Source organism: Oceanicola sp. 502str15, from assembly GCF_024105635.1.
Taxonomy (GTDB): domain Bacteria; phylum Pseudomonadota; class Alphaproteobacteria; order Rhodobacterales; family Rhodobacteraceae; genus Vannielia.
Genome location: NZ_WYDQ01000001.1, coordinates 1,486,785 through 1,501,788, shown reverse-complemented (window position 1 = coordinate 1,501,788; position 15,004 = coordinate 1,486,785). Strand labels below are relative to the sequence as shown.

14 protein-coding genes and 1 tRNA gene are annotated in these 15,004 nt (G+C 68.0%); 14 read left to right on the top strand and 1 reads right to left on the bottom strand.

Going from position 1 to position 15,004, the window contains the following annotated elements; translation table 11 throughout:
* Positions 1–179 precede the first annotated feature (179 nt).
* From GTH22_RS07250 to GTH22_RS07190, 13 genes are all read left to right on the top strand, one after another.
* Positions 180–1,619 carry a sodium:alanine symporter family protein gene (locus GTH22_RS07250; protein ID WP_252944301.1) on the top strand — a complete coding sequence of 480 codons (1,440 nt, stop codon included), beginning with the start codon at positions 180–182 and terminating at the stop codon, positions 1,617–1,619.
* 154 nt (positions 1,620–1,773) lie between these two features.
* Positions 1,774–3,156 (top strand): deoxyribodipyrimidine photo-lyase, encoded by a 1,383-nt coding sequence (locus GTH22_RS07245; protein WP_252944299.1) that lies wholly within the window; start codon positions 1,774–1,776, stop codon positions 3,154–3,156.
* Positions 3,157–3,292: 136 nt separating this feature from the next.
* Positions 3,293–3,799 (top strand): TrgA family protein, encoded by a 507-nt coding sequence (locus tag GTH22_RS07240; RefSeq protein ID WP_252944298.1) that lies wholly within the window; start codon positions 3,293–3,295, stop codon positions 3,797–3,799.
* 31 nt (positions 3,800–3,830) lie between these two features.
* A complete protein-coding gene (locus GTH22_RS07235; protein WP_252944296.1) occupies positions 3,831–4,964 on the top strand; it encodes an NUDIX domain-containing protein in 1,134 nt (377 codons plus the stop codon).
* 216 nt (positions 4,965–5,180) lie between these two features.
* Complete coding sequence (locus tag GTH22_RS07230; protein WP_252944294.1) at positions 5,181–6,218, top strand: cysteine synthase A; 1,038 nt, start codon at positions 5,181–5,183, stop codon at positions 6,216–6,218.
* Positions 6,215–8,851, top strand: coding sequence for a DUF3772 domain-containing protein (locus tag GTH22_RS07225; protein WP_252944293.1), 2,637 nt, complete (start codon positions 6,215–6,217; stop codon positions 8,849–8,851). Before GTH22_RS07230 ends, GTH22_RS07225 begins: the two co-directional genes overlap by 4 nt.
* Entirely contained in the window at positions 8,848–9,564 is a 717-nt protein-coding gene (locus tag GTH22_RS07220; RefSeq protein WP_252944290.1) for an alanyl-tRNA editing protein, read from the top strand. The genes GTH22_RS07225 and GTH22_RS07220 overlap by 4 nt, the downstream gene beginning before the upstream one ends.
* Positions 9,565–9,606: 42 nt before the next feature.
* Positions 9,607–10,386, top strand: a complete 780-nt coding sequence (locus tag GTH22_RS07215; RefSeq protein WP_252944288.1) for a sulfotransferase family 2 domain-containing protein — start codon at positions 9,607–9,609, stop codon at positions 10,384–10,386.
* A 113-nt stretch (positions 10,387–10,499) separates the two neighbouring features.
* Positions 10,500–11,003 (top strand): hypothetical protein, encoded by a 504-nt coding sequence (locus GTH22_RS07210; RefSeq protein ID WP_252944286.1) that lies wholly within the window; start codon positions 10,500–10,502, stop codon positions 11,001–11,003.
* A 73-nt stretch (positions 11,004–11,076) separates the two neighbouring features.
* A complete protein-coding gene (locus GTH22_RS07205) occupies positions 11,077–11,427 on the top strand; it encodes a hypothetical protein (protein ID WP_252944284.1) in 351 nt (116 codons plus the stop codon).
* Between the two features lie 73 nt (positions 11,428–11,500).
* Positions 11,501–11,590: transfer RNA gene (locus GTH22_RS07200), tRNA-Ser, on the top strand.
* 81 nt (positions 11,591–11,671) lie between these two features.
* Positions 11,672–12,433: a hypothetical protein gene (locus GTH22_RS07195; protein ID WP_252944282.1), complete on the top strand. Its 762-nt coding sequence runs from the start codon at positions 11,672–11,674 to the stop codon at positions 12,431–12,433.
* Between the two features lie 7 nt (positions 12,434–12,440).
* Entirely contained in the window at positions 12,441–12,863 is a 423-nt protein-coding gene (locus tag GTH22_RS07190) for a GFA family protein (protein WP_252944281.1), read from the top strand.
* On the opposite strand, the gene GTH22_RS07185 is transcribed toward GTH22_RS07190, so the two are convergent.
* Positions 12,860–13,876, bottom strand: coding sequence for a Gfo/Idh/MocA family protein (locus GTH22_RS07185; protein WP_252944279.1), 1,017 nt, complete (start codon positions 13,874–13,876; stop codon positions 12,860–12,862). The two genes, GTH22_RS07190 and GTH22_RS07185, sit on opposite strands and share 4 nt — an antisense overlap.
* Before the next feature lie 103 nt (positions 13,877–13,979).
* Between GTH22_RS07185 and GTH22_RS07180 the strand changes: the two genes are divergently transcribed.
* Positions 13,980–15,002, top strand: a complete 1,023-nt coding sequence (locus GTH22_RS07180; protein ID WP_252944277.1) for an SIS domain-containing protein — start codon at positions 13,980–13,982, stop codon at positions 15,000–15,002.
* Positions 15,003–15,004 lie beyond the last annotated feature (2 nt).

The window sequence follows — 15,004 nt, the reverse complement described above, 5'->3', positions numbered from 1 at the left end:
CATGTGCGATGTGTGCATTCTGCATCCATTGAGCGGGCATTTGCTCATTTGGTGGGCGAGTGCGCGGATTTCATGCGACTTTCCGCCCGGTTGTGTCACGCTCCCGTTACCTGAGCCGCGCCGGTCCGGCAGGCTCGGGGCAAGGACACCGCGAAGATAGTTACAAGGAGACGCGGACGATGGGATTTCTGGACACGATATTCAATTCGATCAACGATTTGACCTGGGGCTGGGCGCTGGTGCCCTTCCTCGTTGTGCTCGGGTGCTTTTTCACGATTGCCAGCGGGTTTGTGCAGTTTCGCTTCTTCAGGCGCATGTTCAACGTGTTGACCGGCACGAATGAAGACAACGACCCGACCAAGATCAGCGCGCGCGAGGCGCTTTTCGTTTCGGTCGGGGGCCGTGTGGGCGGGGGCAACATTGCCGGCGTGGCGGTGGCGATCACTGCGGGCGGCCCCGGTGCCGTGTTCTGGATGTGGGCGATTGCGCTGGTGGGCATGTGCTCGGCGCTGGTCGAGGCCACGCTGGCGCAGCTTTACAAGCGCACCGAGGCGGACGGCAACTACCGGGGTGGCCCGGCGCGGGCGATCATCCACGGGCTCGGCGCGAACTACCGCTGGCTGGCGGTGATCTACGCGGTCTGCCTGATTGCCTCCTTCTCGATCGGGTTCAACGCCTTCCAGGGCAACACGGTGGCGGGCGCAGCGCTCGACAGCATGAACATTCCGCGTATCGCGACCGGCGTGGTGCTGGCGGCGGCGACGGCCTTCATCGTTTGGGGCGGCATCCATCGGATCGCCAAGGCGGCGGATGTGATCATTCCGGTCATGGCCTTCATGTACATCGGCATGGCGCTGGTGATCATCGTGCTCAACATCGGGTCGCTGCCCGGTGTCATCGGCGACATCCTCGCCAATGCCTTCGGCTTCCGCGAAGCAGTGGCGGGCGGCATGGGCGCGGCGATTGCCAACGGGTTGCGGCGTGGCCTCTTCTCCAACGAGGCGGGCCTCGGCTCGGCCCCGAACGTGGCGGCGACGGCCTATGTGAAGCACCCGGTGAGCCAGGGCATCACCCAGAGCTTCTCGGTCTTCATCGACACCATCATCATCTGTTCCTGCACCGCCTTCGTGATCCTGCTGGGCGACGTCTACCAGCCCGGCGCGGAAGGCATCGACGGGGTGGCGCTGACCCAGCAGAGCATGGTGAATCACGTGGGCGGATGGGCGCAGTACTACCTGACGGTGGCGATCCTGCTCTTCTCGTTCAGCTCGATCATGTACAACTACTACCTTGGCGAGAACGCGCTGAGCTTCATGACCGGCAATCCGATGGCGATCCAGATCCTGCGGGTGGCGATCGTGGGCATCGTCTTCCTCGGTGCGGTGGCCCCCGGCGCGACCTTCATCTTCAACTTCTCCGACCCGATGATGGGGATTCTGGCGGTGGTGAACCTGCTGGCGCTGGCGATGCTCTTCCCGGTGGCGGTGCGGTTGATCAACGACTTCCGGGCGCAGCTGAAGGCGGGGGTGAAGATGCCGATCTTCGATCCGGCGAAGTTTCCGGAGCTCGATACCGACCCGACGGCCTGGCCGGATGCGCCCAAGGCGCCTGCCGAATAGGGCTTTGACGACGTGAGATGCAGCCCCGTCCGGCGCGATCCGGGCGGGGCTTTTTGATGGGCTGACAGGAGGGCGGGACAAGTCCCGCCCTACGAAGGTTGATCCGGATGGCGGCTTGCTGCGTTAGTCAGCAGGAGACCGTGAAGGAGAGCCCATGACCCGCACCACCATCCTCTGGCATCGTCGCGACCTGCGGCTTTCGGACCTGCCCGCGCTGACGGCGGCGCGGGAGGAGGGGGCGGTGATTCCGGTGTTCATCCGCGAGCGGAAGGTGGATGCGCTGGGCGCGGCGGCGGCCTGGCGGATGGGGCTTTCGGTGGAGGCGCATGGGCGCGAGCTGGAGGCGGTGGGGAGCCGGCTTGTCCTGCGCTCGGGCAATGCGCTGGAGGTGCTGCGGGCGCTGGTGAAGGAAACCGGGGCGGAGGCGGTTTATTGGAGCCGCGAGTATGATCCGGTGTGCCGCGAGCGTGATGCGGAAGTGAAGGCGGCGCTGCGCGAGGACGGGGTGGAGGCGCGGAGCTTTCCGGGCAAGCTGCTTTGGGAGCCCTGGGAGGTGAAGACGGGGCAGGGGACGCCCTACAAGGTGTTTTCGCCGATGTGGAAGACGATGAAGGGCGAGGTTCCGGGCGAGGAATGCCCGAGGCCACGGGAGCTGGCGGGGCCGAAGAGCTGGCCGGAGAGCGAGGCGCTGGAGGATTGGGCGTTGGGGACCGCCATGCGGCGCGGGGCGGATGTGGTGGCAGAGCATGTCTGCGTCGGTGAGGCGGCGGCGCAGCAGCGGCTGCGCGACTTCGTTTCGGACCGGATGCACAACTACCCCAAGGGGCGCGACCTGCTGGCCGAGCACTGGACCTCGGGCCTCAGCGAGAACCTGACCTATGGCGAGATTTCCCCGCGCCAGTGCTGGAATGCGGCGGAGGGCGAGGGCAGCGAGACCTTTCGCAAGGAGCTGGCGTGGCGCGAGTTTGGCTGGCAGCTGGGCTTCCACTTTCCCCGTATCTTCGAGCGGGAATGGCGCGAGGACTGGGGGCGCTTTCCGTGGAAGGATGACGAGCGCGCCGCAGAGGTGAAGGCGTGGAAGCAGGGGCGTACGGGGCTTGATGTGATCGACGCGGCGATGCGCGAGCTTTACGTCACCGGCACCATGCACAACCGCGCCCGGATGATCGTGGCGAGCTACCTCACCAAGCACATGATGACCGACTGGCGGGTGGGCCAGACCTGGTTTGCCGATACGCTGATCGACTGGGACGAGGCCTCCAACGCGCTGGGCTGGCAGTGGGTGGCGGGCTGCGGGCCGGATGCGGCGCCCTATTTCCGCATCTTCAACCCGGCGAGCCAGGCCGAGAAGTTCGACGCGCGCGGCACATACCGCGAGCGCTGGCTGGGCAGCGGCGAGACGGCGGCAAGCTACTATGCAGCGGTGCCCGAAAGCTGGGGGCTGACACCGGGCGAGGACCGGCCGGCGCAGCCCGTGGTGGGGCTGGAGGCGGGGCGCAAGGCGGCGCTGGCGGCCTATGAGGATCGCGATTTCTGAGCGCGGGACAATCGGGCGGTTGCGCCGGGGTTGTCGCCGGTTTCCCGAGGTTTTGCCTTATTTCTGCCGGACTCGCATGGTGTGATCGCCGCATTCGAGGGGCCAGTGTGCGCCCCCTTCATGTGATGGAACGCCGATGCCTACCGCCACCAAACTGATGTCCGGGCTGGTCTTTGCCGTGCTGGCCTTCTTCGTTTCGGAGATCTTCAAGCCGCTTCTGCCCGAGGGCACGAAGCTGGGGATGCTGTCGTTCGTGAATGCCGGGATCGGCTTTCTGTGCGGCTGGTTCATCATGGGGCGGCTGGCCGGACGGGGCAAGTTCGCGGCCGCCGGTGGCGGGGTGCGGACGGCGCTGGCGATGACCTTCTGGTGTCTGCTTTTCTGGGCGATCTGGGAGATGCTGCGCCAGTCGACGCGGGTGGGCACCTATGCCGGCCCGGTGGAGGCGATCAACGGCGCCTTCGGGCTGGTCTTCGACTACGGTGTGCTGATCCTGACCGACGCGAGAATCGGCTTTACCATCGCGGAGGGAAGCTATTTTCTGCCCCAGGTGCCGCTGTTGCTGATCGTGGGCGGCATGCTCTGCGGATGGTTCGCGGAGTGGACCGAGGAGCGTTCGGTGGAAGCGGGCAGGATCGCCTGACCGCTGCCTCGCGCCCGGGTGGAAAGGGCGCATGTCGGATATCTTCATCTACGGAACATTGATGCACCAGCCGTTGCTGCGGGTGGTGCTGGGCGAGAGCTTTGACGCGGTGGCGCAATGCCCGGCGCGGCTGCCGGGCTGGCGCGTGGAGGCGGTGCCCGGAGAGGTCTATCCGATGGTGCGGGCCGAGCGCGGGGCCGAGGCCGAGGGGCTGCTGCTGCGGGGCCTCGACGACGCGGCGCTGGCGCGGGCCGATTTCTATGAAGGGCTGGACAACTACGGCTACCTGCGCAAGCCGGTGGAGGTGCTGACCGGGGAGGGGCGCGCGGAGGCGACGGTTTACGTGCCGCTGGCCGAGGACGGGCAGCGCGGCGGGCCGTGGAGCCTGGAGCGCTGGGCGGCGCAATGGGGCGAGGTCAGCGTGCTGGCCGCCGAAGAGGTGATGTGGTGGATGGGCCGGGCCACGACCGCGGAGGTCGGGCGGCGCTACGGGTTGATCTGCACTCGGGCGCAGGCACGGCTGAACGCCCGCGAGAGCGCGCCCGCGACGCTGCGCCGCAAGGCGGGGCCGGGCGACCTGGAGGTTGCGGAGAGGCGGCGGCCCTATGCCAATTTCTTTGCGGTGGAGGAATACGAGCTGGTGCACAGCCGGTTCGACGGCACCCGGAGCGGGCAGATCGAGCGGGCAGCCTTCATCTCGGCCGATGCGGCCACGGTGCTGCCCTATGATCCGCAGCGCGACCGGGTGATGCTGGTCGAGCAGCTGCGGGTGGGCCCGGTGGCGCGGGGGGACGCGCAGCCATGGGTGCTGGAGCCGATTGCGGGCCGGGTCGATCCGGGCGAGAGCCCCGAGGACTGCGCCCTGCGCGAGGCGCGCGAGGAGGCCGGGCTGGAGGTGGACCGGCTGGTGCCGCTCGGGGGCTACTATCCGAGCCCGGGCGCGAAGAGCGAATACCTGCATGGCTTCATCGGGATTGCCGATCTGCCGGATGGCGCGGCGGGCCTTGGCGGGGTGCCGGGGGAGGGCGAGGACATTCGCGCCCATATCGTCAGCTTCGACGCGGCGATGGCGCTGCTGGAGAGCGGCGAGATCAACGTGGGGACGACCGTGATTTCGCTGCTTCAGCTTGCGGCACGGCGCGCGGGGCTGCGTGCCGCGACGTGAAGGACTTTCGCCGGAATTTCCACGCCCCGGACCCCCGGCGTGATGACGTTTTCTGACCGGCGCGATCGGGCGAACCGGGTTGGGCTTTTGCCGTTCGGGGCGGTCTGCTGTTCCGTGCCGGGAGAGGCTGGGTGGCGTGGCACCTGTTGACCTCGCGGGCCGTGGGCCTATCAAGTGGGAGAGCGCCCCAGATGGGCCACAGGAAGGACGCCAGCCATGGATATCAAACCCGATCTTGCCGCCGCCGTGGGAAACACCCCGCTGATCCGGCTCAACAAGGTGAGCGACGCCACGGGCTGCGAGATTCTCGGCAAATGCGAGTTTCTGAACCCCGGGCAGTCGATCAAGGACCGGGCCGCGCTGTTCATCATCAAGGATGCGATTGCCAAGGGCACGCTGCGTCCGGGGGGCACCATCGTGGAGGGCACGGCGGGCAATACCGGCATTGGCCTGGCGCTGGTGGGGGCCTCTATGGGGTTCAAGACCGTCATCGTGATTCCGCGCACCCAGAGCCAGGAGAAGAAGGACATGATCCGGCTTGCCGGGGCCGAGCTGGTGGAGGTGGATGCCAATCCCTATCGCAACCCCAACAACTACGTGCGCTACTCGGGCCGCCTTGCCGAGCGCCTCGCCCAGAGCGAGCCGAACGGGGCGATCTGGGCCAACCAGTTTGACAACGTGGCCAACCGGCAGGCCCATGTGGAGGGCACCGGCCCCGAGATCTGGGAGCAGACCGGGGGCAAGGTGGACGGGTTCATCTGCGCTGTCGGTTCGGGCGGCACGCTGGCGGGGGTGGCCGAGGTGCTTCAGCCCAAGGGGGTGAAGATCGGGCTGGCCGATCCCTGCGGCGCGACGCTTTACAACTACTACACCCATGGCGAGCACAAGTCGGAGGGCGGCTCGATCACCGAGGGGATCGGGCAGGGGCGGATCACCGCCAACCTCGAGGGCTTCACCCCCGACATGGCCTGGCAGATCCCGGACGGCGAGGCGCTGCCCTATGTGTTCGACCTGCTGGAAGAGGAGGGGCTGTGCCTTGGCGGCTCCTCGGCGATCAACATCGCGGGCGCGGTGCGGATGGCGAAGGAGATGGGGCCGGGGCACACGATTGTCACCGTGCTCTGCGACTATGGCACGCGCTATGCGACCAAGCTCTTCAACCCCGACTTCCTGCGCGAGAAGGATCTGCCGGTGCCGGGTTTCCTGACCCGTGGCACCCGTTCCGACATGCCGGACGTGACGCTGGAGGCATGAGCCGACCCATGCATCTTCTGCGGCTCTGGCTGGTCATCTGCGCGCTTGCGCTCCCGGGCGCGGGCGTGGCGCAATCGCTGGCCGACGACCTTGTGAACGGCGCGGGAGAGCCGGGGGCCACGGTGTCGGACCCCGATGTGGCGGGCGACGCCCCATCGGAAGACCTGACCATTCCGCCGGTCTCCGACAGCCTCGAGGCAGCCTCCCTGAGCCTGCCGGGCGGGCCGGACTATGTGGCCTGGGAGAAGGTGGCGCGACAGGCCGAGGAGGTGCTTGACAGCGATGGCGCCTCGTCGCTGGCGCTGGAGCAGTTGCGCGACCGGCTGGTGGAATGGCGCACCGAGTTCCAGAACGCACAGTCTTCCAACGCCGGGCGCATCGACATTCTGCGCCGCCAGATCGAGGCGCTCGGGCCTGCGCCTGCCGAGGGTGAGGCCGAGGCGGTGGAGCTGGCGCAGCGGCGGGAGGAGCTGACCTCGCAGCTGTCGCGCCTGTTGGTGCCGATCCGGGCTGCCGAAGAGGCCTATATCCGCGCCGACGGGCTGATCGGGCAGGTCGATACGGTGCTGCGCGAGCGCCAGACCCGGGAGCTGCTCGACGTGGGGCCGAGCCCGCTGTTTCCGACCAACTGGATCGAGCCGCTCGAACAGCTTGCCGGGGTACGCAACACGCTGAGTTCCAACCTCCGGTCGAGCTGGCAGAACGGGGTGCAGCAGGCGGCGCTGCGCAAGAACATCGCGCCGGCGATCATCGTGGCGCTGATCGGGCTGATCCTCGTGCTGCGCGGGCGGGGCTGGAGCATGGCGCTTTCGGAGCGCCTGCTGACGCGCTCGAACCGGCAGCAGAGCACGGTGATCTTTGCCATGCTGGTTTCGATCGGGCAGCTCGTTCTGCCGCAGATCGGGCTGGTGCTGATCGTGGCCGGGGTGCAGATCACCGGGGTCGGCGGGCTGCTGACCGACCAGATCCTGCGCACGATTCCGGTGATGGGGGTGCTCATCTTCGGCGCCCGCTGGCTGGGCTTTCACAGCTTTCCCAAGATCGAGATCCTGCCGCCGCCGCTGGAGCATGACGCCGCGCAGCGCCGGGCCGGGCGGCTCTGGGCGACCATGGCCGGGGTCTCGGGGGCGCTGGGGGCGCTGCTGGTCTCGCTGACCGCCTTCTCCGGCATCACCGAGGAGGCGGCGATTTTTCTGAACTTCCCGCTGATCCTGCTCGGGGCCTTTGCGCTGTTCCGGCTGGGGCAGCTGCTGATCCGGCACAACCGGGAGTCGGGCGAGGAGATCGACGAGCAGACCTCCAAGGGCTTTCGGGCGCGGGTGGTGCATCTGATCGGACGTGCGGCGGTGCTGATGGCGCTGGCGGGGCCGGTGATGGCGGCGCTGGGCTACCTGAAGGCAGGAGATTTCCTCATTTCCGCGCCGCTCTCGACGCTCGCGGTGCTGGCGGTGGTGTCGCTGCTGCAACGCTTCTTCTCGCATCTTTGGGCGCTGTTCTTCGGCCGTCAGGACGACGGGTCGGACGGGCTGGTGGCGGTGCTCATCTCCTTCTTCATCCTGGTGCTGGCGCTGCCGCTCCTGGCGCTGATCTGGGGCGCGCGGGTGGCGGACCTGACCGAGATCTGGCAGCAGTTTCTGGGCGGGTTCACGATTGGCGAAAGCACGATCAGCCCCTCGAACTTTCTGCTCTTTGCGGTGGTCTTCGTGCTGGGCTACCTGCTTACGCGGCTTCTGCAGGGGGCGCTGCGCACCTCGGTGCTTCCGAAGACCCGGATCGACACCGGCGGGCGCACGGCGATCCTGTCGGGGGTCAGCTACATCGGCATCTTCCTCGCCGCCGTCATCGCGATCACCGCCGCCGGGATCGACCTGTCGTCGCTGGCCATCGTGGCCGGTGCGCTCTCGGTCGGGATCGGCTTTGGCCTGCAGACCATCGTGAGCAACTTCGTCTCGGGCATCATCCTGCTGATCGAGCGACCGATCAGCGAGGGCGACTGGATCAGCTCGGGCGGGGTCATGGGGATCGTGAAGAAGATCTCGGTGCGCTCGACCCGGATCGAGACCTTCGACAAGACCGATGTGATCGTGCCCAACGCCGACCTGATCAGCGGGCAGGTGACGAACTACACGAAAACCAACATGTCGGGCCGGCTGATGGTGCCGGTGGGCGTGGCCTATGGTTCGGACACGCGGCGGGTGGCCGAGATCCTTCAGGCCGTGGCCGAGGAGCATCCGATCGTGATCCTGAACCCGCCGCCGCAGGTGGTGTTCACCGGTTTCGGGGCCGATAGCCTCGATTTCGAGATACGGGTGATCCTGCGCGACGTGTTCTCGATCATCGTGGTGCAGACCGAGATCCGCCACCGTATCGCGGAGCGCTTTGCGGAAGAGGGGATCGAGATTCCCTTCGCGCAGCGCGACCTCTGGCTGCGCAACCCCGAAGCGATCACCGCGGCGATCAGCGGTGCGAAGGCAGGCGGCGCGGCGGTGGAGGCCGAGCCGGTGGTGCCGGGCACCGAGGCCAGCCCGCCGAAGCCGCCCGAGAGCCCCTCGCGTGCGGCCGCCCGAGCCGGGCTGACCGAGGGGGATCTGGAAGGTGATGGCGGCGGCGGCGGCGGTGGAGGTGACAGATGAGTTTGCAGCTGTTTCGAGACGATGCCTACATGCGCGATGCGCGCGGCACCGTAGTGGCCCATACCTCGGAAGGGGGCGTGGTGCTCGATGCCTCGATCTTCTACCCGACCGGCGGCGGCCAGCCCGGCGATGCGGGGATGCTGCATTGGGAGGGCGGCCAGCTCGAGATTGCCACGGCGGTGAAGGGCGAGGGCGAGGCGGTGGTGCTGGTGCCATCGGGCCCCGGTGCGCTGCCCGAGATCGGCACCGGGCTGCGCCAGTCGCTCGACTGGGAGCGGCGCTATGCGCACATGCGCATTCATACCGCGCTGCACCTGCTGTCGGTGGTGCTTGCCTTTCCGGTAACGGGCGGGAGCATTGGTGCGGAGAAGGGGCGGCTGGACTTCATGATGGAAGAGCCGATCGAGGACCGCGAGGCGGTGGAGGCGGCGCTGAACGCGCTTGTCGCCCGGGACCTGCCGGTGAGCGAGGACTGGATCAGCGAAGCCGAGCTGGATGCCAACCCGGGACTGGTCAAGACCATGTCGGTGGCGCCGCCGCGCGGCGCGGGCCGGGTGCGGCTGGTGCGGATCGGGGAGGGCGACGGGCAGGTGGACCTGCAACCCTGCGGCGGCACCCATGTGGCCCGCACCGGCGAGATCGGCCCGCTGAAGCTGGGCAAGCTGGAAAAGAAGGGCCGCGCCAACCGGCGGGTCAACATCCTCTTCGGGTAAGGTTAACGAGCTGGCAACCATGCCGGTGTACTGACAGGCGGAGTGAGTCTTCCTGGAGGGACCGGCTTGGGCTGGCGCGGCTATATCGACGAGGCGAGAGGGGTGGTGTTTTTCTGGTCGCAGAAGGCGGCCTGCACCACGCTGTTCGAGTTTCTGGCCGCCAACATGGCCGAGCGGCCCGCCGACAAGCACCATTTCCACGATGCCAGCAAACCGACCGGCCCCTGCCGGGAGGCGATAGAGGGGCGGGGCTTTGCCTCGGTCATTCTCGTGCGCCATCCGGTGACGCGGATCATCAGCGCCTTCTTCAACAAGTTCTGCCTCTATGAGGGGCGGCGGCTTGCCCAGCGGAACGATCTGGAGAGCTTTGCCCGCGCCCTGCACGACCAGTTCTGCCGGCGGCAGGGCGTGAAACTGGCGGAGAACCTGATGAGCTTCGAGCAGTTTCTGGCCACCATAGAGGCGGAGATGCGCGCGCGCGACAAGCCGCACCTGCCGATCAACGGCCATTGGGAAACCCAGATGCCGCCATGGCTCGCTGCGCAGGGCTTTCGCCATGACGTGGTGCTGCACGTGGAAGCGCTGGACCGGGAGCTTGGCGCGCTGGCCGGCGAGCTGGGCATGATCTGGCAGCCCCGGCGCTCCAACAGCACCCGCACCGCCCGCAGGCCGGAACCGGGCTACCTGGGCGACATTCCGGCGCGGCGAGTGGCACTGCACGGGTTTGGCTACGACAACTTCATCACCCCCGCCACGCTGGCGCAGATCCGGCGGATGTATGCGGTGGATTTCGAGAGTTTCGGCTACCCTGACGCACCCTAGCCCTGCGGCCCCTCATTGGCCGCGCCAGCCCCTGCACGGTCTTGCCCGGTCTGGTAGGGACGCTATTCTAGCTCTGCATTTGCATCATCAATGACCGATATTCGGGGTTACACATGATTTTTTCGCATCTGATGACGCGGGACTACCCGCATTCCACCGTTTACCTGCGCCGCGCCCTCGCAACGCTTCCGACCCAGCAAAAGAAGGTCTGGGAAGAGTTCATGTTCTATGGCGAATACATGGAGGACGAGGCGCTGGAGGTGATCCGCGAGGGCTCGGAGCCGACCCTGCTGCCGGTGCACATGGGGCGCCACAACTACGGCAGCTACGAGGGCCAGTTCGACTCTTCGAAGGTGAACTGGATCTACATGAACAAGTACTACTTCGAGATGTTCGACGCGAGCGAGGAGAACCGGCAGGACAAGATGTTTCAGCAGTTCCTGCTCGGCGTCCTGCTGCACGAGCTGGTGCATTTCGGCGATGCGCGGGACGGGGTGGACCCGGGGGCGGAGGAGGGCGAAGCCTTCGAGCGCGCCGCCTACGGGCGCAGGCTGTTTCCGCAGGGTGTGTGGCAGTTCCGGGCGATGCGGGAGTGGATGGCCGGCAATGCCCGCTAGGGCGGCGGGGCGACGCGCGGGCTTGGAACGGGGGCGCGGCCTGCGGCGTTGATCTGGCAAAAGGAGCCAGACAATGCCGCCCGAAACCGCCGCCGACGCCGCACCGAGCCTTGCCCATGTTGAGGCCCTGCTGGGCCATCCCGAGATTGCCCCCCATCTTGCCGGGCTGCGCCGGTTGCGGGTGGCCGTCACCCCCGAGGCGGGCCCGGTCTCGGGGCATGGAAGGGCGGGGGGCCTCGAGCTGGTCGTGACCGGGCCGGTCGATGCCGAGACCGCGGCGGAGGCGTTCCATGTGACCCGCGTGATCCCGCGCCCGGAGGGGCGGCTGCGGATGGATTTTTCCTATCCGCCCGAAGATCTGGGGGGCCGCGCCGAGTTTGCGGCCTCGGGCCGGATCGAGGATTTCGAGCTTTGGGGAGGATGATTGCCTTTCTGCACCACGCGGTGCTTTGACCCCCTTGCGCCCGCCCCGCCGCTTCGTTTAAGAGACGCGGGCCGGAGAGGTGGCCGAGTGGTCGAAGGCGCACGCCTGGAAAGTGTGTAGGCGGGGAACCGTCTCCAGGGTTCGAATCCCTGTCTCTCCGCCAGCATCCCCCCGAGACCCGTCCGAAAGCGTGACTTGACCGCCGCGCGCCCTGCCTCGCAGGGTAGGCGGGAAGGGGGCTGTCATGCGTATCCTGCCGCTATTCCTCACATTGATCTGGGCCGCGCCTGCCGGGGCCGAACTGCTGCACCGCGAAACCATTGCCGGTTTGCGGGGCGTGTCGCTGGCCTATGACGCGCAGGTCTGCGGGGTCTGGGTGGCGACGGAGGGGCGCGAGGTGATCCTGATCGGGACGACGGGGCGCGAGATCATGCGGTTCGATGCCGGGATGCCCTCGGTGCGCAGCCTGACGGTGGAGCCGGAGGGGCTGCTGCTGGCCGATGGCTGGGGCCGGTTCCGGCGGGTCGACCGGGACGGACGGGCGCGGGCGGAGGATTTCAGCCTCAGCGCCACGCTGGTCGACACCGAGGGGCTGCACCGCGATGCCGATGGCAGCTTTCTGGTGGTGGAGGACGACCCGTCGCGGTTGATGCGGGTGGCGCCTGACGGCGAGGTGCTGATGGAGCTTTGGGGCGACAGGTTCGACCCGCCGATGGTGGAGCCGCAGGGCGTGGAGCGTGATCCGTTCTCGGGCAATATCCTCGTGGTGGATGACAACGAGGGGCTGAATGCGCTCTTCGAGCTGGCCCCCGATGGCGCGGTGCTGACGGTCACACCGCTCTCTGCCTGGGGATTTGACGCCGAGGGGGTGGCGCTTCAGCCCGAGACGGGCACGCTGTTCATCGGGTTCGACGGGGGCCATGCGGTGGCGATCTTCGACTGGCGGCCGTCGGGCATGTCGATCGATGCGCCGCTGGAACGGGGGCCGGATTGCGCCTTCATGTGAGGGGAAGATGGGCGGAGAGACAGTCGATTGGCGCGGCGGGTGCTTTTGCGGCGCTTTGCGATACCGGGTCAGCGCCGCGCCGGTGCTGAAGGCGCAGTGCAACTGCCGGGCCTGCACCCATGTGTCGGGCGGCGGGGCGAACTACTTCATGGTGATCCCGCCGGAGGGCTTTGGCTGGGAGGCCGGGGTGGCGGCAAGCTACAGCCACCCGGAGAGTGCCCGCGCCGTCACCCGCGATTTCTGCGCCACCTGCGGCACACATATCCTCACCCGGCGGGCCGGGCTGGAGGGGGTGGTGCTGAAGGTGGGCACGCTTGATGCGCCCGAGGTCTTCGGCGGGCCGCGCCTTGCGATCTTCTGCGAGGAGGGGCAGGCGTGGCAGCAGGTGCTCGAGGGCGTGCCCTGTTTTGACCGGCTGCCGCCCGGCTAGAGGGTCACGGGCTGGCCGGTGCGGATGCTCTCATCGGCGGCAAGGCAGATGGCGAGGCTTTGCACCGCATCGTCCATGTGGCGCGCGAGGTCGATGTTGTCGGCAATGGCGCGCAGCAGGAAGGCCTGTTCGGCATCGCAGAGCGCCTGATGGTCCGGCTCGCCCGGCAGGTCGATGAGCCTGTCGCCTTCGGGGCGGTGCACAAGAAGGCCGCCGACGCGGGTGTGGCCCTCGATTTCGGAGGAGCCGCCCTTGTCGCCGTCCATGATCGAGACCGAGCCTGCGGGGCTGACGATGTCTTTCACGAAGAAGGCGGTTTCCGAGATCATCGGCCCCCAGCCGGCCTCGTACCAGCCGACGGAGCCATCTTCGAACACCACCTGAAACTGGCCGTAGTTGTACATGTCTTCCGCGATCTCGTCGCTCAGGCGCAGGCCCATGCCGTGAACGCGCAGGGGCCGGGCGTCGGTGATCTGGCACATCACGTCGACGTAGTGCACGCCGCAATCGACGATGGGGGAGGTGGTGCGCATCAGGGCCTTGTGGGCCTCCCATTGCGCACCGGACGACTGCTGGTTGAGGTTGAGGCGGAAGACGTAGGGGCCGCCAAGGTCGCGGGCTTCGGAGATCAGCCTTTGCCACGAGGGGTGGTGGCGCAGGATGTAGCCCACCGCCAGCTTGCGGCCCGTGGCGCGGGCGGTGTCGGTGACGCGGCGGGCGTCCTCCACCGTGGCGGCGAGGGGCTTTTCGACGAAGACATGGGCGCCAGCCTCCATTGCGGCGATGGCATAGGGGGCGTGGCTGTCGGTGTGGGTGGCGATGACGACGAGATCGGGGGCGAGGGCGAGGCCCTCTTCGAAGCTGGTGAGCAGCGGATAGGCCCGCAATGCCTCGGGCAGCTCGCGTGGCGAGCGGTTGACGAGGCCGATGATCTCGCTTTCGGGGTTGGCGTGATGTGCGAGGGCGTGGCTCTGGCCCATGTTGCCGAGGCCGACGATGAGAACGCGTGTCATATGGGTCTCCCTTTGGGGGAGTTGTGGCGCGGCGGGCGAGGGAGGGCAAGCATTGTGCCCGGGGCGCAGGCGAGGCAGGGTAGCGCTAACAGGAGGAGTGGGCATGGTGACAAAGAGCCTGATGCGCCAGGAGATCGAGGAGATCCCGGCGGCGGTGGAGCGGCTGCTTGCGGCAGGAGCGGTGCCCGGGGTGGCGCGGGCGGTGGCGGCGCGCGATCCGGCGTATTTTGTGACCGTGGCGCGGGGCTCTTCGGATCATGCCTGCACCTTCTTCAAATATGCCGCCGAGCTGGTGCTGGGGCGGGTTTCGGCCTCGGTCGGGCCTTCGGTGGCCTCGGTCTACGGTGCGCCGCTGCGGCTGGAGGGGGCGGTGGCGCTCTCGGTCTCGCAATCGGGCGGGAGCCCCGACATCGTGGAAATGACCCGCGCCGCGCGGGAGGGCGGGGCGCTGACGGTCGCGCTCACCAACACGGCGGGCTCGCCGCTGGCGGGCGCGGCGGAGCATGTGGTGGATATCTGCGCCGGGCCGGAGCGCTCGGTGGCGGCGACCAAGAGCTTTGTGACCTCGGCGCTGGCGGCGCTCTGGCTGGTGGCGGAGGTGGCGCAGGATGCGGCCTTGCTGGCGGCGATCCGGGCGCTGCCCGAGGTGCTGGCCCGCGCCGTGGAGGCGGATTGGAGCGCGGCGGCGGAGGCGATGGACGAGGGCGGCTCGCTCTACGTGCTGGGGCGGGGGCCGGGCTGGGCGATGGCGAGCGAGGCGGCGCTGAAGTTCAAGGAATGCTGCCAGACCCATGCCGAGGCCTATTCTTCGGCGGAGGTGCTGCACGGCCCGGTCTCGATCGTAGGGCGCGGCTTTCCGGTGCTGGCGCTGGCGGGGGGCGATGCGGCGGAGCAGGGCGTGGCCGAGATGGCCGACCGGCTGGCGGGGCAGGGGGCGGATGTGTTTGCGACCACGGGGCTCGTGCGCGCGGCCCGTATGCTCGAGGCGCCGCGCAGCGGCCACGGGCTGACCGACCCGCTGGTACTGATCGTGGCCTTCTATGCCATGGCCGAGGCGGTGGCGCGGGCGCGGGGCCTTGATCCGGACGCGCCGCCCCATTTGAAGAAGGTGACGGAGACGGTGTGAGG